The sequence below is a fragment of the Candidatus Palauibacter sp. genome (genome assembly GCF_965222475.1).
Classification (GTDB): domain Bacteria; phylum Gemmatimonadota; class Gemmatimonadetes; order Palauibacterales; family Palauibacteraceae; genus Palauibacter.
Genome location: NZ_CBDCUB010000008.1, coordinates 660,972 through 685,454, shown reverse-complemented (window position 1 = coordinate 685,454; position 24,483 = coordinate 660,972). Strand labels below are relative to the sequence as shown.

The 24,483-nt window shown below is 68.5% G+C and carries 14 protein-coding genes; 2 read left to right on the top strand and 12 right to left on the bottom strand.

The genetic code is table 11. The features are described from left to right. Positions 1-81: 81 nt before the first annotated feature. Positions 82-1,941, top strand: coding sequence for a M1 family metallopeptidase (locus tag ACOQPP_RS18445; protein WP_419167320.1), 1,860 nt, complete (start codon positions 82-84; stop codon positions 1,939-1,941). Positions 1,942-2,040: 99 nt separating this feature from the next. Here the strand turns inward: ACOQPP_RS18445 and ACOQPP_RS18440 are convergent, their stop codons facing one another. The 6 genes from ACOQPP_RS18440 to folK all read right to left on the bottom strand — a co-directional run bounded on the left by ACOQPP_RS18440 (position 2,041) and on the right by folK (position 9,881). Further along, the gene (locus ACOQPP_RS18440) at positions 2,041-3,477 is read right to left on the bottom strand and encodes a Na+/H+ antiporter NhaC family protein (RefSeq protein WP_419167321.1); all 1,437 of its coding nucleotides are present in this window, start codon (positions 3,475-3,477) and stop codon (positions 2,041-2,043) included. Positions 3,478-3,494: 17 nt separating this feature from the next. After that, on the bottom strand, positions 3,495-4,061 hold the full coding sequence (locus ACOQPP_RS18435) for a DNA-3-methyladenine glycosylase (protein WP_420637390.1): 567 nt from the start codon (positions 4,059-4,061) through the stop codon (positions 3,495-3,497). A 41-nt stretch (positions 4,062-4,102) separates the two neighbouring features. After that, positions 4,103-6,343: an NYN domain-containing protein gene (locus ACOQPP_RS18430; RefSeq protein WP_420637129.1), complete on the bottom strand. Its 2,241-nt coding sequence runs from the start codon at positions 6,341-6,343 to the stop codon at positions 4,103-4,105. Between the two features lie 164 nt (positions 6,344-6,507). Then, positions 6,508-8,124 (bottom strand): class I adenylate-forming enzyme family protein, encoded by a 1,617-nt coding sequence (locus ACOQPP_RS18425; protein WP_419167323.1) that lies wholly within the window; start codon positions 8,122-8,124, stop codon positions 6,508-6,510. A gap of 49 nt (positions 8,125-8,173) precedes the next feature. Further along, positions 8,174-9,328, bottom strand: a complete 1,155-nt coding sequence (gene aroB / locus ACOQPP_RS18420; RefSeq protein ID WP_419167324.1) for a 3-dehydroquinate synthase — start codon at positions 9,326-9,328, stop codon at positions 8,174-8,176. After that, positions 9,318-9,881, bottom strand: coding sequence for a 2-amino-4-hydroxy-6-hydroxymethyldihydropteridine diphosphokinase (folK, locus tag ACOQPP_RS18415; RefSeq protein ID WP_419167325.1), 564 nt, complete (start codon positions 9,879-9,881; stop codon positions 9,318-9,320). The genes aroB and folK overlap by 11 nt, the downstream gene beginning before the upstream one ends. A gap of 76 nt (positions 9,882-9,957) precedes the next feature. Here folK and ACOQPP_RS18410 point away from each other — a divergent pair, with 76 nt between their 5' ends. After that, positions 9,958-11,073 (top strand): carboxypeptidase regulatory-like domain-containing protein, encoded by a 1,116-nt coding sequence (locus tag ACOQPP_RS18410; RefSeq protein WP_419167326.1) that lies wholly within the window; start codon positions 9,958-9,960, stop codon positions 11,071-11,073. A 106-nt stretch (positions 11,074-11,179) separates the two neighbouring features. On the opposite strand, the gene ACOQPP_RS18405 is transcribed toward ACOQPP_RS18410, so the two are convergent. The 6 genes from ACOQPP_RS18405 to ACOQPP_RS18380 form a co-directional block, all read right to left on the bottom strand. Further along, entirely contained in the window at positions 11,180-11,383 is a 204-nt protein-coding gene (locus ACOQPP_RS18405) for a hypothetical protein (RefSeq protein WP_419167327.1), read from the bottom strand. Between the two features lie 193 nt (positions 11,384-11,576). Beyond that, complete coding sequence (locus ACOQPP_RS18400) at positions 11,577-13,304, bottom strand: hypothetical protein (RefSeq protein WP_419167328.1); 1,728 nt, start codon at positions 13,302-13,304, stop codon at positions 11,577-11,579. A 45-nt stretch (positions 13,305-13,349) separates the two neighbouring features. Continuing rightward, positions 13,350-16,697, bottom strand: coding sequence for a SusC/RagA family TonB-linked outer membrane protein (locus ACOQPP_RS18395; protein WP_419167329.1), 3,348 nt, complete (start codon positions 16,695-16,697; stop codon positions 13,350-13,352). A 350-nt stretch (positions 16,698-17,047) separates the two neighbouring features. Continuing rightward, entirely contained in the window at positions 17,048-18,775 is a 1,728-nt protein-coding gene (locus tag ACOQPP_RS18390; RefSeq protein WP_419167330.1) for a hypothetical protein, read from the bottom strand. A 105-nt stretch (positions 18,776-18,880) separates the two neighbouring features. After that, positions 18,881-22,246, bottom strand: a complete 3,366-nt coding sequence (locus ACOQPP_RS18385) for a SusC/RagA family TonB-linked outer membrane protein (protein ID WP_420637128.1) — start codon at positions 22,244-22,246, stop codon at positions 18,881-18,883. Between the two features lie 491 nt (positions 22,247-22,737). Next, positions 22,738-24,459, bottom strand: coding sequence for a hypothetical protein (locus ACOQPP_RS18380; protein WP_420637127.1), 1,722 nt, complete (start codon positions 24,457-24,459; stop codon positions 22,738-22,740). Positions 24,460-24,483 lie beyond the last annotated feature (24 nt).

Below are 24,483 nucleotides of genomic sequence, written 5' to 3'. Positions count from 1 at the left end.
GGCGTAGAGTCTCATGCGTCGTGGTGCGAGGTCGGGGCGAACGGCCCGCGCGAGGCAGGCGTCTTTCCAGGAGCGGATGCGATGAGCAGACTTCGTTTCGCGAGTGAATTCGACGGACGCCGGGCTTTCATCCGGCGACGGCTGCGCCGCCACGGTGGGGAGCGGGAGGCCGCTCCGCAAGCGGGGAGCCGGTCCGCCAACCCCGTGCGGTCAGCCGGTTTCTCCGTCATGCTCCTCCTCCTCGGGCTGTCGACAGGCTGCCGGCCGGCCCCGGACGGACCGCGCCCGACCCCGATTCCCGCCGCCCGGGAGGCGCTCGACGCGGCGTCCGTCGCCCCCGAGCCCGGGCTCGAAGTGCGGGGGGCGGCGGACCGCGCGCGCTACGACATCGCGCACTACCGGCTCGAACTCGACCTCTCCCGTCCGACCTCGGGGCGATTCGACGCCGTCGCGACGCTGCGCGGCGACGTGGCCGCGGGCGTGGACCGCGTGGACCTCGACTTCATCGGACTGGAGGTGGGATCGGTCCTGCTCGACGGCGCCCCGGCGGAGTTCGGGCGGGGCGGGGCGGTCCTCACCATCGGACCGTTCGAACCCTCCGCCGACGTCACCGAACGCGAGATCCGCATCGAATACGGGGGCACTCCGGACAACGGCCTCTTCTTCGGCGAGGACCGCGACGGCGAACCGGCCGTGTTCGCTGACAACTGGCCGAACCGGGCGCGCTGGTGGTTCCCTTCCAACGACCATCCGCTCGACAAGGCGACGGCCCGCTTCGAGGTGCTGGCGCCGGAGGGGTTCGAGGTCATCGCCAACGGGCGGCTCGTCGAAAGGGGGCCCGGAGCGGAGGGAGGGACGACGTGGATCTGGGAGACGGACCCCGCGGCGCCGATCCCCTCCTATACGATGGTCGTCGGGATGGCGCGCTTCGAGCGGCGGCCGCTCGGCGAGGCGGGGTGCGGTCTCTCCCCCGCGGCGCCTCCCGACCCGGGCGGCGGCGACGCGTGCGCCGAGGTGAGCGTGTGGGCGCTGGCCGGCGACGGCGACTACGGGGCCGAGCGCTTCTCCCGCGCACCCGACATGCTCGACTACTACAGCGAGCTGATCGGGCCCTATCCGTACGAGAAGCTCGCGCACGTGGAGTCTTCGACCCGCTTCGGCGGGATGGAGAACTCGAGCGCGATCTTCTACGGACGGGGCGCCTGGGAGGAGCGTCGCATGGGCGAAGGCGTCATCGCCCACGAGACGGCGCACCAGTGGTTCGGCGACGCGGTGAGCCCGGCCTCCTGGAGCCACCTGTGGGTCAGCGAGGGCTTCGCGAGCTACTTCAGCCCGCTCTACTTCGAGGCGCGGGACGGTGTGGAGGCGTTCCGGTCGCTCATGAGCAACAGCCGCGAAGTCGCGGTCGGGTCGGACGTCGTCGGGCAGGCGATCGTCGACTCCAGCTCCAACCAGCTCTTCGACCTGCTGAACCGGAACAACTACCAGAAGGGCGCCTGGCTGCTCCACATGCTGCGCGGACAGGTGGGGGACGAGGCCTTCTTCCGCGGTATACGCGAGTACTACGCCCGTCATCTGCATGGCGTGGCGCTGACCGCGGACGTGCACGCGGCCTTCGAGGCGGCTTCCGGACAGGAACTGGGGTGGTTCTTCGACCAGTGGGTGCGCGGGCCGGGGCACCCGCGGCTCGAGATCGAATGGGAACCGGAGGGGTCGGAACTGATGGTGTCGATCCGCCAGGTGCAGCCGCCGGAGTGGCCCACCTTCACGCTCGATATCGAGTTCGAGGTCGAGGGCGGTGGGGCCGATGGGCGGCGGGCGCGCGTCCGGGTGGAGACGCGAGAGGCGATGCTGCGGATTCCCGGGGCCGGAGACGCGGAGGGCTTGGTGTTCGACCCCGACGTCAGTGTGCTCGCGACCGCCGAGATGCGGCGGCGCTGACCGAGCGGGCGGCGAGGTCGGCCGCGGGGATGCCGCCGACGCTCCCCCGCCCGGCTTCCGTCCAGGAGATGGGCAGGACGTGCTTCACCGCACCCGCTCTCACATCGCGGCGCCGACGATGGCGAAGCCCAGCGTGGCGACCCCGCCGGCGATGACGGCGTACGGGATCTGGGTGCGCACGTGCTCGATGTGGTCCGTGGCCGAGGCGAGCGACGCGATGATCGTCGTATCGCTGATCGGGCTGCAGTGGTCGCCGAAGACGCCGCCCGAGAGCACGGCCGCCACGAAGGGCGCGGGCGGCAGCCCCAGCGCGTTCGAGAGCGGAATCGCCACCGCGAGCATGATCGCGAACGTCCCCCAGCTGCTCCCGGTGGCGAAGGCGATGCCGCTGGTCACGATGAAGACGAGCGGAATCAGCGCCGCGAGCGGGATCGTGTCGCCCACCACGCCCGCCACGTAGAGCCCGGTCCCCAGCGACCGAGTCACCTGGCCGAGCGTCAGCGCGAGCCAGAGCACGACGGCCATCCCGGTGAGCGCGCCCGCGCCCTTGAGACCCACGCGGCTCAACCCGTCCAGATTCAGGGAACGTTGCGCGAGCGCGAGCAGCCAGGCGAGGCCCAGCCCGAACAGGACCGCCCACAGCACGCTCGTCGTGCCGGAGCCCCTCGCGATGGAACCGTCGCCCGTGATCCACATGAAGACGGGCATCGAGACGACCATGGCCACGATCGGGATCAGCATGTTGCGCGGCTTCAGCGCGACGCCCTCCGCCGGTGGCGGGGCGATCTCCTCGGGGTCGGCGAGCGCGACGGCGTGCTCCCACTGGAGCCGCCCTTCCCGCGTCCGCGCCTCGGCTTTCTTCATGGGCCCCAGATCCCAGCCCCTGAAGGCCGTCAGGCCCGCGAGCGCGAGCGCGGCCACCGCGTAGAGGTTGAGCGGGATCGCGATGAGGAAGACGCCGAGGGGGTTGGCGACCTGCTGATCCTCCAGGATCCCGAGGACCAGCGCGCCCCACGCGTTGAAGGGGATGAGGATGCAGACGGGCGCCGACGTCGAGTCGATGATGTAGGCGAGCTTCTCCCGCGAGATCCTGAAGCGGTCGAACAGGGGCCGGGACACGGACCCCGCGACCAGGATGGTGAGATTCGACTCGATGAAGATGACGATGCCGATGATCCAGGCCATGATCTGCGCCCGGCGTCTGCCGGTCACCCAGCGGGCCTCCTCCACCCAGCGCACGAACCCGCGCATCCCGCCATTCGCTTCCACCGTGGCGATGAGGGCGCCGATGAGGAAGGTGAAGACGATGACCCGGGCGTTGCCGGCGTCGCCGAGCGTGGTGATGGCCCCCTCGATGGCACTCGCGGCGCCCGCGGCGGGATTCCACCCGGCGAGGATCGTGTACCCGAGCCAGATGCCGGCCGCGAGGGAGAGGAAGACCTGGCGTGTGTAGATCGCGAGCCCGATCGCGAGCAGGGGCGGCAGGATCGACGCGAAGCCGTGAGTTGCGACTTCCTGCAGGGCGATGTCGGCCATTCACATCCTCCCGGGGTTCAGCGCCGCGAGATCCAGCGACTCCGTCGATCGTAGAACCTGAGGGGTCGGTCCGCCGCGCGCGAGATCCCGATCCGCGTCGTCACCTCCGTCTCCTCGTCGGGGACGGGCTCGCCCCGGTGCAGCGAAAGGGGGCGGCGATCGAGCCGGTGTCCCTGGAGCTGCGGCCCGACGGCGAGCGCCTGCGCGAGGCGGGCGGGCCCGTTGGTCAGCTCTTCGCGGCCGCGCCGGAGGCGCATCACGTCGGCGCCCTCGAGGGGTTCGGCGGCACGCAGGAGGACGCCGGCCGGGAATCCCTCGGGACCCGTCACGACGTTGAGGAGCCAGTGGATCCCGTAGTTTCGATGGATGTATGCGGTGCCCGGCGGGCCGAAGAGGGGTGCGTTGCGTGTGGTGCGCCCGATCCGTTCGGCCGCGTGACAGGCCTCGTCCTCGGGTCCCGTGTAGGCCTCCGTCTCCACGATGCGGCCGGCCGTTCGCTCGCCCTCACACTCCGAGCGCAGCACACAGCCGAGCAGGTCTCTCGCGACCTCCGCGGCGGGACGGGCGAAGAAATCCGGACTCAGCGGTTCGGTGCGCTCCGCTCCGGACGGGGTTCTTCTCCCGGTCAGCTTTCGAGCTCGGCGCGACGGGCCTCCCGGACGATCTTCGCGCGGGCCCCGGAGAGCACCTCGGTCAGACGCTGCGGGTCGGAGTCGATGACGTCGAACAACTGGTCGCCGAAATGATCGAACAGCACCTCCGCGGTGCGCTTCCCGACGCCGGCGTAGTTCCGGACCATGTGAACGACAGGCCCGGCGACGGGCTTCCGCGGTCCTTCGGGCTTCCGCCGCGTCCGGCCCCGCTCGCGCGTCGCCGCCGCCCTCTTCGTCTCCTGCTCCGCCTCCTTCTTCGCGCCATCGGAAGGCACTTCGTCATCGGAGATCGGCCCGATGCGGGGGCCGCTCGCCCTTCCGGCCGTCCGCGGCGCGGGGGCGCGGCCGCGCGACCCCGACCGGTAGCGCCCCAGAGTGCGCCGGGGAGCCGGCTTCTCCGAGCCCCCGGGCTCACTCTGTTGCCCAACGGGCTCGGCGGGACGGGCTGCGGGTTCTTGCGGGCGGGCCGCGGGTTCGCGCCGGGGCGCCGCCGACCGACTCTTCCGCACGGCCGGCTGGCTCTTCCGCACGGCCGGCTGGCTCTTCTGCTCCGGAGGCTGGCTCTTCTGCTCCGGAGGCTGGCTCTTCTGCTCCGGAGGCTGGCTCTTCTGCTCCGGAGGCTGGCTCTTGCGCTCCGGAGGCGAACTCGCGGGCTTCGGCGCCCCGGCGGCGGCGGCCGGAGCGGGCTCCTCTTTCGCTCGCGAGCCCTGCGGTCGCGGGTGGTCGCGCCGGGGCGATCCGCGGTCCTGTCGAGAACGCTGTCGCGTACCGCGGCTCGCGGCGGACGCGGTCCCGCGGTCCCGCGGGGCCTCCGCTGCCCGAGGCGCATCCGGGCGATCCATCGGCTCCGCCGGTCCCTCTTCGGCATCCGGCCCTCGCCGGAGACGACCCAGCGTCTTCCGAGCGGCGGCCGCGGCCGCCGAGAACGGAGACCGCCCTCGCCCGCCGTCCGGCTTCTGCTGTGCCTGCTGCGCCCGCTTCTGCTGCGCCCGCTTCTGCTGCCCCGGCTTCTCCCCGGCCCCGGCCCCGGCCGGCGTCAGGTAGTGGTTGCCGTCGTCGTGCCGCGTCATCCGGATGACCCCCGCCTCGTGGGCGGCGCGAAGGAAGAGGCTGAACTTGCTGAAGCCGACGCTCCCCTCGTCAAAGGAGCTGTCGTACTCGAGCAGCTTCCGCTTGGCCATGGAGTCGCGGACCGGAGCCCCGCCCGGAGACAGGTCGCCGACCGCGCGCGCCAGCGCGTCGTAGGCGCCCTGCAGGCCGTCGTCCGACGCCTTCGCCTCGGGCGACGGCGCCGGTTCCGACGCGGGCTTCGAGGCCGGGGACCGAGAGCGGCCCCGGCCGGAACCTCCCCGACGTCCCCGCCGGTTCCGGCTGCGCTGCGCACTCTCTCCGTCCGAAGCCGTCTTGCTCCGGCGTCCGGCGTTCCCGTCGGCGGGCGACGCGCCGCCGGCCGGAGGGGCGACCTCGTACTGTCCGTTCTCCCGCTTGCGGAGCACGATCCCTTCGCGCTGCGCGGCTTCGCCGAGGAAACGGTTGAACCTGGAGAAACCGGCGGAACGCTCGTCGAAACCGGGGTCCATCTCCAGCATGACCTGCTTGAGCCGGTCCGATCGCATCACGTCGCCGCGCTCGGCCATCCGCGTGACCGCCCGCGTCGTCAGTTCCCAAGGATCGCGCTTGTCCGTCTGGATCTCGTCGGCGGAGGTGAGCCCCGACAGGCGGTTGTAGCTGTAGTACTCGTCGCAGTTCTGGACCAGGATATCGGAAGTCGACTCCTGCAGTCCCACGCCGATCACGTACTTGCCGTACTCCTTCAGCTTCAGCACGAGGCTCGAAAAATCGGAGTCTCCCGAGAGGAGGATGAAGGTCTCGATCTCGGGGCGCGTGAACACCAGCTCGAGCGCGTCGATAGCGAGCCGGATGTCTGTCGCGTTCTTCTTCGACGATCCGTAGGCGGGTGCGAAGATCAGGTCCACCGAGGCCTCGGACAGCGACACGATGTACTGGGGATATCTGCGCCAGTCCGCGTACGCGCGCTGGACCGCGACCTTGCCGCGGATGATGTCGGAGTCGAGGAAATTGCGGAGTTCCTGGCCCATGTTGGACCGGATCCCCATGGTGACGTTGTCGAAGTCGATGAGGAGCGCCGCGGTGTGTCGTACCGTATCGGCGGCTGGATGCCTGTGCGGCGCCCGCGTGTAGGATTCGTTCATGCCTCTTGTTCCGTTCGTTGCTGCGAACGGTTCCTTGAGGCCCCCCTCCCTCGCCCCCGTTCGACGGGGGGGATGGCGAGAGGGGTCGTCGGACCACCGTTCGCGTTCTTACCGCAGCGCCGTCCGGAGCCGTCCTCGCTGGACGGTCATCCCGGCGGCGCCGACTACCGTTCGCTCTGCCCGGTTCTCGTTTCGGCCTCGGCGCGTATGATGCGGGCCAGACTCACGCGGCGCGCGCGCGCGGTCGAGGCCTCCGGAAGCTCATCCAGGAAGTGGATGACATCCGGCACTCTGTTGTCGGCCAGCGACTCGTGGCAGAAGTCGCGGATCTCTTCCGCCGTGATCAACGCCCCTTCGGCCGTGAGCACGCATGCGCAGATGAGTTCACCCAGAACGTCGTTGGGAACCCCCAGAACCACCGCCTCATCCACCGCAGGGTGGGACCGGAGCTGCGCCTCGATCTCGGCGGGATGGATGCTGTAACCCCCGCGGATGATCGCATCGCTCGAACGGCCAACGATATGCAGATAACCCTCCGGGTCGACCATCGCAAGGTCGCCCGTCTTCAGGAAACCGTCGTCGGTCATCGTCTTGCGGGTCTGTCCCGGCTGCCGGAAATAGCCGCGCATCACGTTGAAGCCCCGGACGGCGAGCTGTCCGACGGACTCATCGGGGAGTTCGCTGCCGTCCTCCTCGAGCACCTTGATCTCGACCCCGTCGAGCGGACGGCCGACCGTGTGGGCGCGCTTGGCCTCGGGATCGGAGCGGGTGGTGATCGAGACGGTGGGCGAGGTCTCGGTGAGGCCGTAGGCGATCTCGAGGTCGGGGACCAGGCGCCGGCGCACGTCCCGCACGAGGTCCTCTCTGACGGGGGCCCCGGCGATGACGCCCGTCCGCAGGGAACCCGTCCGCGACCCCGCGCGCTCGATCTCGCGGAGCAACATGACGAACATCGTGGGGACACCATGCACCACCGTCGCCTCGTGTTCGGCCGCGAGCGCGAGCGCGTCCGCCGGGTCGAACATCTCCTGCAGGAGCAGCGAGCCTCCGGTACCGAGCGTCGTCAGCATGGCGGTCAACCCGAAGATGTTCGCCAGCGGTACGCTGCACAGGGTCCGATCTTCGCGGCCCAGCATCATCCGGTGGGCGGTCCCGAGCGCCGTGCGCACGAGGTTGTCGTGCGTGAGGACGACCCCCTTCGGGGCCCCCGTGGTGCCGGACGTGTAGAGAATCGCGCACGAATCCCGGCCCGGGTCCACCTCCGCGGGCGGCGCTTCGCGGCCGCGGCCGGCCGCGATCAGATCCTCGTACTGGAAGATCCGGTCGTCGTACCAGAGGTCCTCTTCCCCGACCGTGACCACGTACTGCAGATCCGGCAATTCGATGAGGAGGCTCTCGAAACGCTGGAGATAGTCGATGCCGTTCCACGCCTCGGCGGTGATCGCGACGGCCGCTTCGGAGTTGCGCAGGATGAAGCGAAGCTCTCGCGCCGAACAGGTCGGGTTGATCGGAACGAGGACGGCCCCCGCATCGGCGGCCGCCAGCGCGGAGATCACGAACTCGGACCAGTTCGGAAGGTCGATCGCGACCCGATCGCCCGGCTCTACGCCCAGATTGTGCAGCCCGACGGCCAGCGCCCGGGCCTGCGCAGCGACGCGGGAGTAGCTCCAGGATCCGCCGCCGGCCCACAGGCAGGGCGCGTGAGGGTGCGACTCGACGTGTCCGGCGAACAGGTCGGCGACGCTCAGCGGCGGGATCTTCGAGTAGTCGGCTGGGGTCACTTGGTATCCAGTGGGCGGCCCGCGGCAAACCGCGCGTCGTGAAGTCTCGTCATGGGCCGCCAGGGTCCGGACAATCTCCACTCTCCGAGGCTGGCCGTAAAGCCGCGGCGAGCGGCTCGCCCAGAGCCTCTTCGTCGAGCGCAAAGCTGTGGCGCCCGTCGGGATCGGTCGCCACTTCGCCCACGCGGGCCAGGAACACGCAGCGCACGCGGCCCCGGCGGGCCTTCTTGTCCATCGACATCGCCTCACGGATCTCCGTTGCCCGGCGTTCGCTCTCCCAGTCGCCATCGAGCCCGCACGCCTCGAGGGCCGCCGTGAGCCGCCGGGCGGTGCCCCTCTCGGTGATCCCGAGCGACTCCCCGAGGCGGGCCTCGACCCGCATGCCCGCGGCGACGGCCTCGCCATGGAGGAGCTTGTACCCCTCGAGCGCTTCGAGCGCGTGCCCCACGGTGTGCCCGAAGTTCAGGATCTCCCGCACGCCGCGCTCGAGGGGATCGTCCGCCACGACCGCCGCCTTGTGCCGGACGACCCGCTCTATGAGTTCGGCCGAGGCCGCGGGTTCACCTCCGGCGAGGTCCGCGGCCCGGGACTCGATCCAGCGCCACAGCTCCAGATCGAGGATGGCCGCCGTCTTCACGGCTTCCGCCAGACCGGCGCAGCGCTGGTGGCGCGGGAGGGTCCGGAGTACGGCCGGATCGATGAGGACGGCCGAAGGGTGATGGAAGGCGCCGATCAGGTTCTTGCCCGCCGCGGTGTCGACCCCCGTCTTCCCCCCCACGGAGCTGTCGAGCATGGCCAGCAGCGTCGTGGGAACCTGGACGACGGGGAGACCGCGCATGTACGTCGCGGCGACGAACCCCGCGAGGTCCCCCGCAACGCCGCCACCGAGCGCGACGACGGCGGAATCCCGGCCGAATCCCGCCCGGACCATGCGATCGCTCAGCGCGGCCCACTGCTCGCGGCTCTTGTTCCACTCGCCGGCCGGAAACGGGACCAGCTCGGCCCCGAGGCCGGCCCCGGCGAAGCTGGCCACGACGGCGGAGCCGTAGAGCCGCGCCACCTGCGAATCCGCGATCACGGCGTACCGGTGCGCGGGAGCGTGTCGGCGGCAAACCGCGGCCACGTCGCCGAGCAGGCCCGGCTCGACGTGGATCGAATAGCGCCCGCCCGCGGGGGTCCGGACTTCGAGGGTCCTACGGCTCATGGGCCTCTCTGGCCTCCCTCAGACGGAGATGCGTGACCTGTACCCCCACGGGATCGACCGCCGCCGCGAGTTCGGAGATCGTCAGGCGGAGCGCGGGATGCCGCCACGCTCCTGCGATCTCCGCCAGGGGCACGAGCACGAAGGCACGCTCCCGCAACGCGGGGTGCGGGATCGTGAGGCGCGGAGTCGACACAACCTCGTCCGCGTAGAGGAGGATGTCGAGATCGAGCGGGCGCGAGGCGAACCTCGGGGCCCCCGGGTCCCGGCCCGCCTCGGACTCCAGGTTCTTGAGGGTCGCGAGCAGCCCGCCCGGATCCCGGCGCGTCCACCCCACGCAGCAGGCATTCAGGTACGGTGGCTGATCCAGACCGTAGGCGGGGACGGTCTCGTAGACCCGCGAGAAGCTCGCATCGACCAGGGTGTCCTCCGCGAGACGGCGGGCGGCCTCGCGCAGTTGCGCGAAGCGCGGGCCGAGATTCGAGCCCAGGCCGATGGCCACGGCGCGCAGGTCGGGATGGGGCGGCCGGGCCGCCGTATCCACGCTCAGGTCCATGAGGTATTATGGTCGCCAGAATCCCGGCAGCCCGGGGCAGGCCGCTGTGTACGCATCAGAACCCTTCGATCCTCGAATGGGCGAGACCATCGTTCGGCGATCCGTGTGCGCGATCGCGGCGCTGGTCGTCCTGTCCGGTGGCGCTCCACCCCTCGCCGGCCAGCTGGATCCCGCCCTGGTCCGCGCCCGCTGCGAGGTCGTCCACCAGATCGAGAATCAATCGATCATCTACGGGGCGATCATCGACGGGCGGAGCGGCATGCCGCTCCCGGGGAGCCGCGTGCACCTCGAGTGGAACACGAGCGGCGAGGGCGGCGCGTTGTTCCAGAACCGGGTCGCGGCCGACTCGGAGGACGGCGGCTACATCTTCTGCGACGTACCGCAGGGCACCCGTCTCACAGCCTGGGCGGACGCGCTCGGTCTCACCAGCCCGCGCGTCGCCTTCGTCCTCGAGGGAGGCGAAACGGTCCGCGAAGACCTGAATGTCATCTTGCAGCAGGCCCTCGGGGCCGTGTCCGGGTTCCTGATCGACGATTCCACGGAACAGCCGATCGGCGGCGCCACGATCCGGATCGCAAGGGCCTCGGCCGAGGACGTCACGGACTCGAACGGGAGGTTCCGCCTCGAAGATGTCCCGGTGGGATCGCACGAAGTCGTCATCCGACACATCGCCTACGGTGAGCCGACGATGGACCTCGTGGTCGATCAGGCGATGAGCACGCACGCCGTCATCCGCCTGGAGCCCCGGCCGATTGCCGTCGAACCCATCGCGGTCACGATCACCGCGCGCAGGAAGTGGCTCGAGGACAACGAGTTCTACCGTCGTCTCGAGAGCCACCTGGGCTCGTTCGTCACGCCCGAGGAGATCGACCGCCAGCCGCACCGCACGCTGGCAGAGGTCCTGCGGACGATCCCCGCCATAAACCTTCGGGAGAGGTGTTTCCCGCACTGCCAGGTTCAGATCGCGATGGCGGGGTCTACGATGCGCGGGTGCATACCGACATTCTACGTCAACGGCCGCCGCGTCCATCAACTGACCGATCCGGACGACGGGATGATCGATCTCGATACGCTGGCCGTGGGGGCGGAGATCGCCGCGGTGGAGGTCTATCGCGGGGTCTCGGAGTCTCCGCCGCAGTTCTACGGACGCTGTGGGTCCATCGTCATCTGGACCCGCCGCGGGGTGCGCTGAGCGGGGCGAACCTCCTCGCGGACTGCCAGCAGCCCGTGGTAAAAGCCCCGCTGCATTCGAGCGGCGATCCATCGCGCGTGAACGCTTCGCTCATCGTTGCGGGCCGCTAGTGCCCTGAAGGTCCGAGCGGGACGATGCTGTTCCCCGGATTCCCGGGGTTCGGCTCATCCAGCCCCGGGTCCGGCATCGAGTCGGTGTCCGACCGGAGTCGCGTCCCGACGTCGAGATCCACGCAGCCGGTGGCGAAACTCCCCGCGAGGCCGATCAGGACGGCCATCAGCGCCAGGACCGGCGCACTCTTGTTCCTCATCTACAACTCCTCGTCAAGCCTCAGGCTTCGCGTGCGGAGACTGGCACGGACGATGTCCGCCACACAACGAACATAACGTCTCGGGCGCGCAGTTTCTTACAGACAGAAGAGGCCACCGGGCGAACCCGGTGGCCTCTCTTCGGTCCGAACTCGCCCGAAGGCGGCTCCGGACGCGGCGTCCCGCCGAGGACGGCTAGCGGACGATCAGAGTCGCTTGCCCGCCCCGGCGCGCGGCCGCCTGACTCGCACGCAGCCGTTCGAGCGAGAAGGACGCCCGCTCCAGCGCAGAGGTCAGGCTTCCCGGCACGATCGCCGGCGGCGTCGGGTCGCCCGCGGAACTCGGCTCCCCGCCACCGAATGTGTAGATGTCCCGCTGCAGGACTTCGAGGTCCGCGGCCGGCATCGGCAGCTGCAGCGCCGTCCCCGCCGGGAGGATGTCGTTGCGGCGCCCGTGGAAGAACTCCAGCCCGCCGAACAGGTTGAACACGTTCTCGAAGTGCTCGAACCACATCGCGTCGCGCAGGTTGCCGCAGCGGCCCCGCACGTCGTACCGCTTGCGCGGCGTGCAGTCGCCCGCCGAGTTCGACGGCACCGCGTCCGTCGGGTTCGACGGCGCGGGCGGCAGCCCCGCCTGCATCCGCGTCACGTTGATGATGTCCGCGGCGCCCGCGAAGTTGCCCATGCGGTAGTGACCCTCGGCGATGTAGTGCTCGAACTCGTTCGACGTCATGTGCTCCATGGTGCCGAACTCGCACCGGCTGCAGCTGAGCGTATAGTGGTCGTAGCGGGCATCGCCGTAGTGCGACTGACGATACGTGCCGCGTTCGGGCCGGAAGATCACGGTCGCGTTGTAACGGTGCACCGGACCCGTGGAGGCGGCCGTGGGACTCACGCTCTCGCCGAGCGTGCCGTGCTCGTTCACCGCCGGGAAGCGCCGGTCGTCGCCGAACGCCATCTTCCGCGCCGTGCGCTGCTCCGTGGGGAAGGTGAGCCAGTCCTGATACTCGCCGCTCTGGTCGGCCATGCCCACCCAGTCCATGTGCATGCGGTGCCAGGTCCGGTTCTCCTGCGCGAAGATCTTCAGACCGTCCCACCACGCCGTGCCCGACGACCGGTCTTCACCGATCACCACGACGTCACGCATGCCGTTCTGGGCGTTCGAGATGATCTGGCTCCAGTTCGCGCCCGCCGCCTCGGCATCGGTTCGCGGCAGGTTCGCCGCGCAGCGCGCCTTCCAGCTCACCAGATAGTCGGCGAACTCCTGGTTGCTCCACGCGTTCCCGTTGATCCACGTCTCCGGGAGCGTGAACGACGCGGCCCGGACCGCGGACTCGGCTTCATCCAGCTTGCCCATCGCGTACGCGAAGACCGCGTTGTAGTCGACCGTGTCGAGTTCACCGCCGAGATCGACCGTCTCGTCCACGATGAACGCCTGGTCGTACCACATGGAGAGCAGGCAGCTCAGCATGGCCTGGCTCGCGACGGCGAAGGCCCGCGCGCGCGCGTTCCGCTCCCCGCCCGGTCCGATCTCCAGACCCTCGTCGATGGCCCGGATCCCGTCCGAGGCGGCCGAGATGCCGCCGTACGCATCGCCCCAGTTCGCCTCGAAGACGTAGGAGGGGCTGTACGACGCCGCGTTCGGCAGGGGCTCCCGCGGCTCACGGCCGAGGTCGTTCATCCCCATGTTGCCCCACGTCGCCGTGTGACGGCTCGACATGTGGTTGAAGGCGAAGTTCGGGTTGGTCCAGTAGTGCCCGATCTCCCACACCTTCTGGAAGGAGCTCGAAATCAGCGTCTCCACATCGTCCGGCCCGGCCAGCGCGCGCGCGCGGTCCGGCTCGTTCGGGTTGTCGACCTGCAGGTCGCAACCCGTAAAGCCGAGCGCCAGCGCGAGGGCCGGTAGTGTCAGCTTCCTTTTCATCGTACCTCCGTTTTTCCTTCGTTGCCCAAGTCTGGATCTCTCTGATCAGAAGACCAGTTCCGCCGAGAAAGTGAAGGTGCGGAAGTTCGGATACCCGAAGCTGTCCACGCGGTTGAGGGTCTCGCTCCCCAACGATCCACCGCTCCGGCCGACCTCTGGGTCGTAGCCGCGGTAGCCGGTGAGGGTGATCAGGTTGCGACCGATCAGGTTCAGCGTGACCCGGTCGAACACGCCCCCGAACAGGCCTTCGATCATCCCCTGCGGCAGCGTGTAGCCGAGCGACAGCTCACGGATCTTGAGCCAGTCCCCATCCTCGGCGAACCAGGAGTTGTCCGAGCCGACGTTGTAGATGACCGAGGCGTATCCGGTCGGCTTGTTGTGCTCGAGCGGCTTGCCCGTCTGGTCCACGTCCTCGCCGCGCAGCTCGCGCAGCGCCCACTGCGCCGTGTTGTTGTAGACCTTGTGACCCACGGACGACTCGAGGAGGGCGTTCAGGCTCAGGCCCTTGTACCGGAAGTTCGTCGCGAACGAGGCGTTGAAGTCCGGCGTCGTGTTCCCGTAGGGCAGGAACTCGCTGAGGCGGCACTTGTCCATGTAGTCCGTGGGGTTTTTCGCCACACATGCCGGCGAACGGTCCTGCACGTAGATCGGGTGCCCCCAGGGATACGTTCGCTCCCCTTCCTCGGCGTCCACCGTGACGGTCGTGCCCCAGAGGCCGCTGCTGAACCCATCGGTGAAATCGGAACTGCCCGTCGGCACGAGCAGCCCGTCGTCGTTCACCTGGAAGTTCGAGGCGCAGGTGGAGGCGGAGATACCGACCGGCGCGAGCTGCTCGCAGCTCGTGGCCAGCACTTCACCCCACAGCTCGCCCAGCGGACGACCCTCGGAGACGAAGAACGTCCCCTGCGTGAAGTCCGGGACGTCCAGCCGCGTGACCTCCTGCTTCGTCTTGTCCCAGTTAACGCGGAACTGCAGGCCCACGTCCTGTTCGTCGATCGGCGCGTAGCGGAGCGACACCTCGTACGTCTGAGCCGAGATCGCGCCCGCGTTCTGCCACTGGTTCGAGAAGCCCACGAACGCCGGCTGCGGGACGAGCAGCAGCTGGTCGTCCGTCGTCTGCCACGCGTAGGTGAGGTCGAGCCCGAGGTTCTCGAAGAACACGAAGTTCATCCCCGCCTCGCGCTCGGTCGTGAACTCCGGCTTCAACGCCCGGTTCCCGAGGTTGATCGGGAAGATCGCGCCCGCCGAGACGCCGAACGTCTCGTACTGGGCGAAGAAGTTGGGCCGGCCGCCCGCCGTCCCCAGCGAGAAGCGCAGCTTGAACTCATCGATCGCGTCGATGTTCCAGAAGTCCTCCTGCGCGATCCGCCACGCGACCGAGCCCCGGTAGTACGTCTGCCAGCGCTCGTCCGGGCCGAACAGCGAGGAGCCGTCGCGACGGATCAGACCGTCGAGGATGTAGCGGCCGCGGTAGTCCACGCTCGCGATCCCGAACAGCCCCTCCGCCTTGATCGAACGGACCTGGTTGTTCCCGCTCGTCTCACCGATGATCGCGCCGAAGTTCGGCACGTCCTGCACCGAGAAGCGGCTCCCGAACACGCCGTTCGAGCCGAAGCTCTGGTCCTCGATCAGGTAGCGGACCTTCCCGCGGGCCGTGAGATCGCCGTCCATGAACGCCTGGCTCGCGCCGAGCGTCACCGAGGCGTTGATCGCCTCGTCCGTGAAGTTGAACTCCCTCAGGCTGCCGCCGGTGACCTCCCCCGTGCCGCTGGCGGCGGAGGTGCGCTCGTTCTTGGGCCGGATCCTGTAGTCGCGGAAGTCCGTGCGGTCGAACGAGGCGTTCGCCTCGAGCGTCAGCCAGTCGAGCCCCGTGGGCGAGTAGTTGAGGTCCACCGAACCCATCGTCCGCGTCCGCTTGTCCCGGCTGTCGTTGACCGCCAGCAGGTAGAGCGGGTTGGCCTCGATCGACTGCGGGTCCGCGTCGATGTCGGGGTATCCGTCGAACGGATCGATGCCCGAGATATCGATCGCCGGAGAGACGAAGGTGAGCCGCGCAAAGGCGCTCGTAGCGACGGCCTTGTCGTCCTGGTCGGCGCGCGAGTAGAAGCCGCTCGCCGCGATGTCCAGGTCGCCGAAGCGCGTGTCCACGTTGAGCCGCACGTTCTGCCGCTGGTAGCCCTCGTCGTCGGGCACGCCGACGTCAAAGGCGGTCAGCCCCTGCGCGACGCGGTCCGAATTGAGGTCGGCGAGGTTCTCGATGCACGCCGAGCAGCGCACCACGCCGGCCTCGCGGAACTGGTCCACGCTCACCCGGAAGCTCGACTCGCCGAAGCGGCCTGTCACCGCCCCGTAGATGTCCATCGTCTCGCCCGGATCGAAGAACGTGTCCATGTGGTCGAGCAGCTCGCCGGGGAAGGCCTGGTTCGCGAACGCCGTCGACGTCGTGCCGGGCTCGCCGACGTTGATCTGGTTGTAGAGGAGCGCAGAACCGAAACCCTGGCGATTGAGGTCGCGGAAGTCGACCTCGTTCCCATCGGTGTCGATGAACTTCGTCCCGGCCGCGTTCATCGTGTACGGGTGCGACTGCACAAGACCGATGTCGCCGACGAGCTGGCCCATCCCGTACTCGCCCCGGGCCAGGATGTTCAGCGAGTTCGTCTGCAGACCCGTGCCGCGCTTCGTCGTGATCTGGATCACGCCGTTCTGCGCACGCGAGCCGTACAGCGACGCCGCCGCCGCGCCCTTCACGATCTCCACATGGTCGACATCCAGCGCGCCCACGTCGGCGAGCGTGGCGCTCTCGGACTGGATCACGCCGTCGATCACGATCAGAGGCTGCATGCTGCGGCCGGACGAGTTGATCGAGGTCGGGCCGCGGAGCAGGATCCCCGCCGCCTGGCCGGGCTGGCCCGAGCCGGAAACCACCGATACGCCCGCCGCCTTGCCCGCCAGCAGCGAAGAGGCGTCCGCGGCCGGGACCGGGATGTCCTGCGCCGACAGACGCTCCACCGTGAACGGGAGCTTCACCTGCGGCGTCTCGCCGACCACCCCCGTGACCACGATGTCCTGAATCCGCAGCGCCGTCTGCTGCACCGAGAAGTCCGCCGTGGCCACCTGCCCCGACTGGACCGTCACCGTCTGAGAGAGCTCGCGATAGCCGATCAGACGCACCGTCACCGTCTGCTCGCCCGCCGGCACCCCTTCCATGCGGTACGTGCCCTCCGGGCCCGACAGCGTGCCGATCACCGTACCCGCTACGAACATCTGCGCGCCCGCTACCGGGGCGAGCGACTCCGCGTCGGTCACCGTCCCCGACACCGCCCCCTGGGCGAGCAGCGGAGCCGCGCCGATAAAGAGCCAGGCGCTCACTGCGGTGGCGGCCAGCGCGCTCACGCGCCTCCGCCTTCCGGACAAGTCAGACAACATGAATCACCTCCTGTGCCAGCGGGACAAAAAAACGCACCCTTCGTCATCGCCCGCATGGGGCGTGACGAGGAGGTGCGTACGACTTCCTCCGAGATACGTATGTAGAGAGACAACCTTCATGGCCCCCAACCCCTCCAGGGAACCCGGCACCACGCTCCATATTAAATTAAACGATCCGTGACCTCGTAATCGTGACACTCGGCACAGCGAAAAGTGTCGTCCGCCGCGTCCTGCCGATCAAACATGGCCACGATATCCGCCCCGCGACAGGGCGGGGGGCTCACGCCCCCCAAGCCTGCCGAGGTCCCGAATTCCAACTAGCGGACCACGAGGTCCTGGTTCGCGCGCGCGGCTTTCTGCCGCGCCCGGAGGCGATACAGCGAGAAGGCCGCCCGCTCCAGCGCGGCGTCGAGGCTGCCCGGGACGATCGACGGAGGCGTCGGATTCGCCGCTCCGCCGCCGGCGCTTCCGCCGAAGGTGTAGATGTCCCGCTGCAGCACCTCGAGGTCCGCGGCCGGCATGGGTAGCTGCAGCGCCGTCCCCGTCGGGAGGATGTCGTTGCGGCGGCCGTGGAAGAACTCCAGCCCACCGAACACGTTGAACACGTTCTCGAAGTGCTCGAACCACAGCGCGTCGCGCAGGTTGCCGCAGCGTCCCCGCACGTCGTACCGCTTGCGCGGCGTGCATTCGCCCGCCCCGTTCGACGGCACCGGATCCGTCGGGTTCGACGGCGCCGGCGGCAGTCCGGCCTCCATCCGGGTCACGTTGATGATGTCCGCCGCACCCCCGAAGTCCCCCATCCGGTAGAGGCCCTCGGCGATGTAGTGGCTCAACTCCTGCCCGGTCATCTCCTCCATGTCCCCGGACTCGCAGAAGTTGCAGCTCAGGGTGTAGTGATCGTACCGCGCGTCGCCGTAGTGCGACTGCCGATACGTCCCCCGCGAGGCGATGAAGATGATGTTCGCGTTGTAGCGATGGCGCGGGCCCGTGGACGCGGCCGTGGGACTCACGCTCTCCCCGAGTGTTCCGTCCTCGTTGACGGGCGGGAAGCGCTTGTCATCGCCGAAGGTCATCTTGCGCGCGGTCCGGCTCTGAGTCGGGAGCGAGAGCCAGTCCTGATACTCGCCGCTCTGGTCCGCCATGCCGACCCAGTCCATGTGCATGCGGTGCCAGGTGCCGTTCTGCTGCGCCTTCGCCTTCAGGTCGTCGAACCAGGAGGTGTCCGACGAACGGTCTTCGCCGATCACGACGACGTTCTGCATGCCGCTACGCGCGTTCGCGATGATCTGGCTCCAGTTCGCTCCCGCCGCCTCCGCATCGGTCCGCGGCAGATTGGCGGCGCAGCGCGCCTTCCAGCTCACCAGATAGTCGGCGAGCTCCTGGTTGCTCCACGGGTTCCCGTTGATCCACGCATCCTCGATGCTGAACGATGCCGCCCGCGTGGCGGACTCCGCTTCGTCCAGCTTGCCCATCGCGTAGGCGAACATGGCGTTGTAGTCGACCGTCTCGAGTTCGCCGGTGAGGTCCGTCGTCTCGTCGACGATGAAGGCCTGGTCGTACCAGAGCGAAAGCAGGCAGCTCAGCATGGCCTGGCTCGCGACGGCGAAGGCGCGCGCCCGCGCGTTCCGTTCGCCGCCGGGGCCGATCTCCAGCCCCTCGTCGATGGCCCGGACCCCGTCCGAAGCGGCCGAGATGCCGCCGTAGGCGTCCTGCCAGTGCTCCGAGAACACATACGACCAGCGATACGAGGTCGAGTTCGGCATCGGCTCGCGGGGCTCGCGACCGAGGTCGTTCTGCCCGTTGTTGCCCCACGTCGCCGTATGCCGGCTCGACATGTGGTTGAACGCGAAGTTCGCGTTGTTCCAGTAGTGTCCCATCGCCCAGACCTGCTGATAGGTGCTCGCGATGAGCGACTCCACGTCGTCCGGGCTGGCCAGCGCGCGCCCCCGGTCCGGCTGGTTCGGGTTGCTGACCTGCAGGTCACAGCCCGAAAAGCCGACCACGAGCGCCAGCGCAAAGGCCGGAAGTGTCAGCTTCCTCTTCATGGTCCCTCCATTAGTTCGATCATGATCTTCGGCTCCATTCTCCCGGGCCGCGGGCCGGAGCCGCCCCGTCGCGACGAGGTTGGCCGACCCACGACGGCAGGACGGTCAGAAGACCAGTTCGGCCGAGAAGGTGAACGTCCGGAAGTTCGGATAGCCGAAGTTGTCGTATCTCTGCAGCGTCGAACTTGCGATTTCCCCGCCGGATCGTCCGACCTCGGGATCGTATCCCCGGTAATCGGTGATCGTGAGGAGGTTGCGGCCGATGAGGTTCAGCGTGATCCGGTCGAACACGTCGCCGAACAGGCTTCCCATCATCGACTCGGGCAGCGTGTAGCCGACCGACAACTCGCGAATCTTGATCCAGTCGCCGTCCTCGCGGAACCAGTCGTTGTCGTTGTTCGACAGGTAGACCCCCGCCACGTACCCGATGGACTTGTTGAACTCGAGCGGCTTGCCCGTCTGGTCCACATCCTCGCCGCGGTCATCCCGAAGGGACCACTGCGCCGTGTTGTTGTAGATCGAGTGGCCCATCGACGACTCGACCAGGGCGTTCACGTTCAGGCTCTTGTACCGGAAGTTCGATCCGAAGGAAACGTTGAAGTCCGGCGTCGTGTTCCCGAACGGCAGGATGTCCGTGAGCTGGCACTTGTCCGTGAAGTTGGACGGGTTCTTCGCCACACAAGCCGGCGAGTAGTCCAGAACCTTGACCGGGAGGCCCCAGCCGAAGGACTGGTCACCGGTGTCCGTGGTCACGTCGCCCGTGGTGCCCCACAGACGGCTGCTGAACCCCTCGGTGAAATCGGCGCCGCCCGTCCATACGAGCAGCCCGTCGTCGTTCACCCGGAAGTTCGCGTTGCAGTCCGAGGCCGAGACGCCGATCGGCGAAAGGTCCGAGCATGTCCTCGCCAGCACATGGCCCCACATCTCGCCCAGCGGGCGACCCTCGGCGACGAAGAACGTCCCCTGCTGGTAAGGGGGTACGTCCAGCCGCGTGATCTCCTGCCGGGTCCGATCCCAGTTCACGCGGAACTGCAGGCCCATGTCCTGCGTGTCGATCGGCGCGTAGCGGAGCGACGCCTCGTACGTCTGCGCCGCGATCGCGCCCGCGTTCTGCCACTGGCTCGAGAAACCCACGAACGCCGGCTGTGGCACCCGGAGCAACTGGTCGTCCGTCGTCTGCCAGGCGTACGTCAGGTCGAGACCCAGATTGTCGAAGAACACGAAGTTCATCCCGGCCTCGCGTTCCGTCGTGAACTCCGGCTTCAACGCCGTGTTCCCGAGGTTGACCGGGAAGATCGCGCCGCCCTGAATACCGAACGTTTCATACTGGGCGAAGAAGTTCGGCCGGCCGCCCGCCGTCCCCAGCGAGAAGCGCAGCTTGAACTCGTCGATCGCGTCGATGTTCCAGAAGTCCTCCTGCGCGATCCGCCACGCGACCGAGCCCCGGTAGTATGTCTGCCAGCGCTCGTCCGGCCCGAACAGCGAGGAGCCGTCGCGACGGATCAGACCGTCGAGGATGTAACGGCCGCGGTAGTCCACGCTCGCGATCCCGAACAGACCCTCCGCCTTGATCTCGCGGACCTGGTTGTTCCCGGTCGTCGCGCCGATGATCGCGCCGAAGTTCGGCACGTCCTGCACCGAGAACTGGCTTCCGAACACGCCGTTCGCACCGAAGGCCTGGTCCTCGATCAGGTAGCGGACCTTCCCGCGGGCGGTCAGATTGCCGTCCATGAAGGTCTGACTGGCGCCGAGCGTCACCGAGGCGTTGATCGCCTCATCGGTGTAGTTGTACTCGCGCAGGCTGCCGCCGGTCGGTCCCTCTCGCGTCTTCTCGTTCTTCGGAAAGAGCGTGTAGTCGTAGAAGTCCGTGCGGTCGAACGAGGCGTTCGCCTCGAGCGTCAGCCAGTCGAGTCCCGTCGGCGAGTAGTTGAGGTCCACCGAGCCCATCGTCCGCGTCCGCTTGTCGCGGCTGTCGACGACCGCGAGCAGGTACAGCGGATTGGACGAGATCGACTGCGTGTCGGCATCGATGAGCGGGTAGCCGTCCGTCGGATCGATCTGCGTGAGGTCGACCGCGGGAGACGCGAAGGTCAGCTGGCTGAAGGCGCTGTTCGCCACGGCCTTGTCATCCTGGTTCGCACGCGAGTAGAAGCCGCTCGCCGCGATGTCCAGGTCGCCGAAGCGCGTGTCCACGTTCAGGCGCACGTTCTGCCGGTTGTAGCCGTCATCATCCGGAAGCCCCACGTCGAAGGCGGTCAGCCCCTGGGCGACCCGGTCGGTGTTGAGCGAGGCGAGGTTGTCGATACACGGTGCGCAGCGCACGACGCCGCCCTCCATGAACTGGTCCACGCTCACCCGGAAGCTCGACTCGCCGAAGCGGCCCGTCACCGCCCCGTAGACGTCCGTCGTCTCGCCCGGATCGAAGAACGTGTCCATGTGGTCGAACAGCTCGTGCGGGAAAGCCTGGTTCGCGAACGACGTAAAGGAATCGCCCGTCTCGTCCGGGTTGATCTGGTTCGCGAGGACCGGGGCTCCGAAACCGGGGCGGCTCAGGTCGGTGAAGTCCACCTCGTTCCCGTCGGAGTCGATGAACTTCGTCCCGGACGAGTTCATCAGGTACGGATGCGAGCGTGTCAGTCCGACGTCGCCGACGAGCTGGCCCATCCCGTATTCGCCTCGCACGAGGATGTTGAGCGAGTTCGTCTGCAGACCCGTGCCGCGCTTCGTCGTGATCTGGATCACGCCGTTCTGCGCGCGCGAGCCGTACAGCGACGCCGCCGCCGCGCCCTTCACGATCTCCACGTGGTCGACATCCAGCGCGCCCACGTCGGAGAGCGTCGCGCTCTCGGACTGGATCACGCCGTCGATCACGATCAGCGGTCCCAGCGAGCGGCCGGACGAGTTGATCGAGGTCGGGCCGCGCAGCAGGACCGAAGCCTCCGCGCCGGGCTGGCCCGAACCGGAAACCACGGATACGCCCGCCGCCTTCGCGGTCAGCAGCGAAGAGACATCGGCCGCCGGGACCGGAAAGTCCTGCGCCGAGAGACGCTCCACCGTGAACGGGAGCTTCACCTGCGGCGTCTCGCCGACCACCCCCGTGACCACGATGTCCTGAATCCGCAGCGCCGTCTGCTCCACGGAGAAGTCCGCCGTGGCCACCTGCCCCGACTGGACCGTCACCGTCTGAGAGAGCTCGCGATAGCCGATCAGACGCACGCTCACCGTCTGTTGGCCCGCGGGCACGCCCTCGAGGCGGTACGTGCCCTCCGGGCCCGACAGCGTGCCGATCACCGTACCCGCTACGAACACCTGAGCGCCCGCTACCGGGGCGAGCGACTCCGCGTCGGTCACCGTCCCCGACACCGCCCCCTGGGCGAGCAGCGGAGCCGCACCGATAAAGAGCCAGGCGCTCACTGCGGTGGCGGCCAGCGCGCTCACGCGCTTCCGCCCTCCTGACAAGTCAAACAGCATGGATCACCTCCTGTGCAAGCGGGATCCTCCCCTGCGGCCCGCAATTCCGGGGGCGCTCGCCCCCGCTCGACACGGCCGGGCCGACACGCCGGGTCGAGAAATCACTGCAAAAAAACGCACCCCGCATCATCCGCATCATCCGCCCGCGGGCGTGGCGCGAAGGTGCGTGGTTGCTGTCTGCGAAGAAGTCTCTGCAAGAGCCGTCCTCCGTGGGCCCCGGGAATCCAGGGCGCGCTCCCCGGACGCCAGGGAAGCCCGTCCAGGCTCCGTGTTCGCCGAGGATATCCTCACCCTAAACGTTTCATGACCCCGCGACCGTGACAAGACCGCGGCCCTTCCCCGACGACGACCCCCGCTGAAGCCGAAAACAACGCACCTCCGAGCCTGGCCCTGAAAGGCCTGGCCCGGAGGTGCGTGAACTCCGGCAACATCGCTGTATGAAGCGTGGTCGCGGAGGGCTCACGCCCCCCGCAACCCGCTGGCGTCGGATCCTAGCGCCGGACGAGACTCGTCCTCGCGACCCGATCCGCCTTGAGACGGGCCAGCGAGTAGGCCGCCCGCTCCAGCGCGGAGTTCAGGTTGCCTGGAACCACGGACGGCGGAATCGGGTTGGGAGCCGAACTCACTCCGCCTACTCCACCGAACGTGTAGATGTCCCGCTGCAGGACCTCGAGGTCCGCCGCCGGCATCGGCAACTGCAGCGCCGTCCCCGCCGGCAGGAGGTCGTTGCGACGCCCGTGCCAGTGCTCGAGCCCGCCGAACACGTTGAACACGGTCTCGAAGTGCTCGAACCACATCGCATCGCGCAGGTTGCCGCAGCGTCCCCGCACGTCGTATCGCTTGCGCGGCGTGCACTCGCCCGCCCCGTTCGACGGCACCGCATCCGTCGGGTTCGCCGGCGCCGCCGGCAGACCCGCCTCCGTGCGCGTCCGGTTCACGATGTCCGCCGCGCCCGCGAAGTTGCCCATGCGGTAATGGCCCTCGGCGACGTAGGCGTCCATCTCCTGCGACGTCATGTGCTCCATGTCGCCGAAGAAGCAGAAGCTGCAGCTCTGCGTGTACGCGTCGTAGCGCATGTCGCCGTAGTGCGACTGGCGATACGTACCGCGCTCGGGACGGAAGATGATCGTCGCGTTGAAGCGCGACCGCGGCCCGTAGGACGCGACGGACGGACTCACCACGTCGGAGGTCGTCCCTTCCAGGTTCTGCGGGGGGAAGCGCATGTCATCGCCGAACGTCAGCAGGCGCGCCGTGCGCTGCTCCGTCGGCGTCGACAGCCAGTCCTGATACTCGCCGCTCTGGTCCGCCATGCCGACCCAGTCCATGTGCATCCGGTGCCAGGTCTCGTTCTCCTGCATGAGCGACTTGAGGCCGTCGAACCACGCGGTGTCGGACGAGGAGTCCTCGCCGAGCACGACGACGTCGCGGATTCCGTTCTGCGCGTTCGCGATGATCTGGCTCCAGTTCGAGCCCGCCGCCTCGGCATCCGTCCGCGGCAGGTTCGCCGCGCAGCGCGCTTTCCAGCTCACGAGGTAGTCCGCAAGCTCGTTGTTACTCCAGGAGTTGCCGTTGATCCACGTATCCTCGAGGTCGAACGAGGCGGAACGGGCGGCCGACTCGGCCTCGTCCAGCTTGCCCATGGCGTAGCTGAACGTCGCGTTGTAGTCGACCGTCTCGAGCTCGCCGGAGAGGTCGACCGTCTCGTCGACGATGAACGCCTGGTCGTACCACAGCGCGAGCAGGCAGCTCAGAATCGCCTGGCTCGTCTGGGCGAAGGCACGCGCACGGGTGTTGCGATCGCCGCCCGGTCCGATCTCCAGACCGGAATCGATGGCCCGGATCCCGTCCGACGCGGCCGAAATGCCGCCGTACGTGTCGCCCCAGTTCGCCTCGAAGACGTAGGACCAGCGATACGAGGGCGAGTTGGGGAGCGTCTCCCGCGGCTCACGGCCGAGGTCGTTCATCCCCATGTTGCCCCACGTCGCCGTGTGGCGGCTCGCCATGTGACCGAAGGCGAAGTTCGCGTTGTTCCAGTAATGCCCGACCTCCCAGACCTTCTGGAAGGAGCTCGCAATGAGCGTCTCCACATCATCCGGCCCGGCCAGAGCGCGCGCGCGGTCCGGCTCGTTCGGGTTGTCGACCTGGAGGTCGCAACCCGTAGAGCCGACCAGCATCGCCAGCGCGAAGGCTGTGGGTACCAGCTTGTTCTTCATTCTTCTCCTCCAATGCAATCGGGA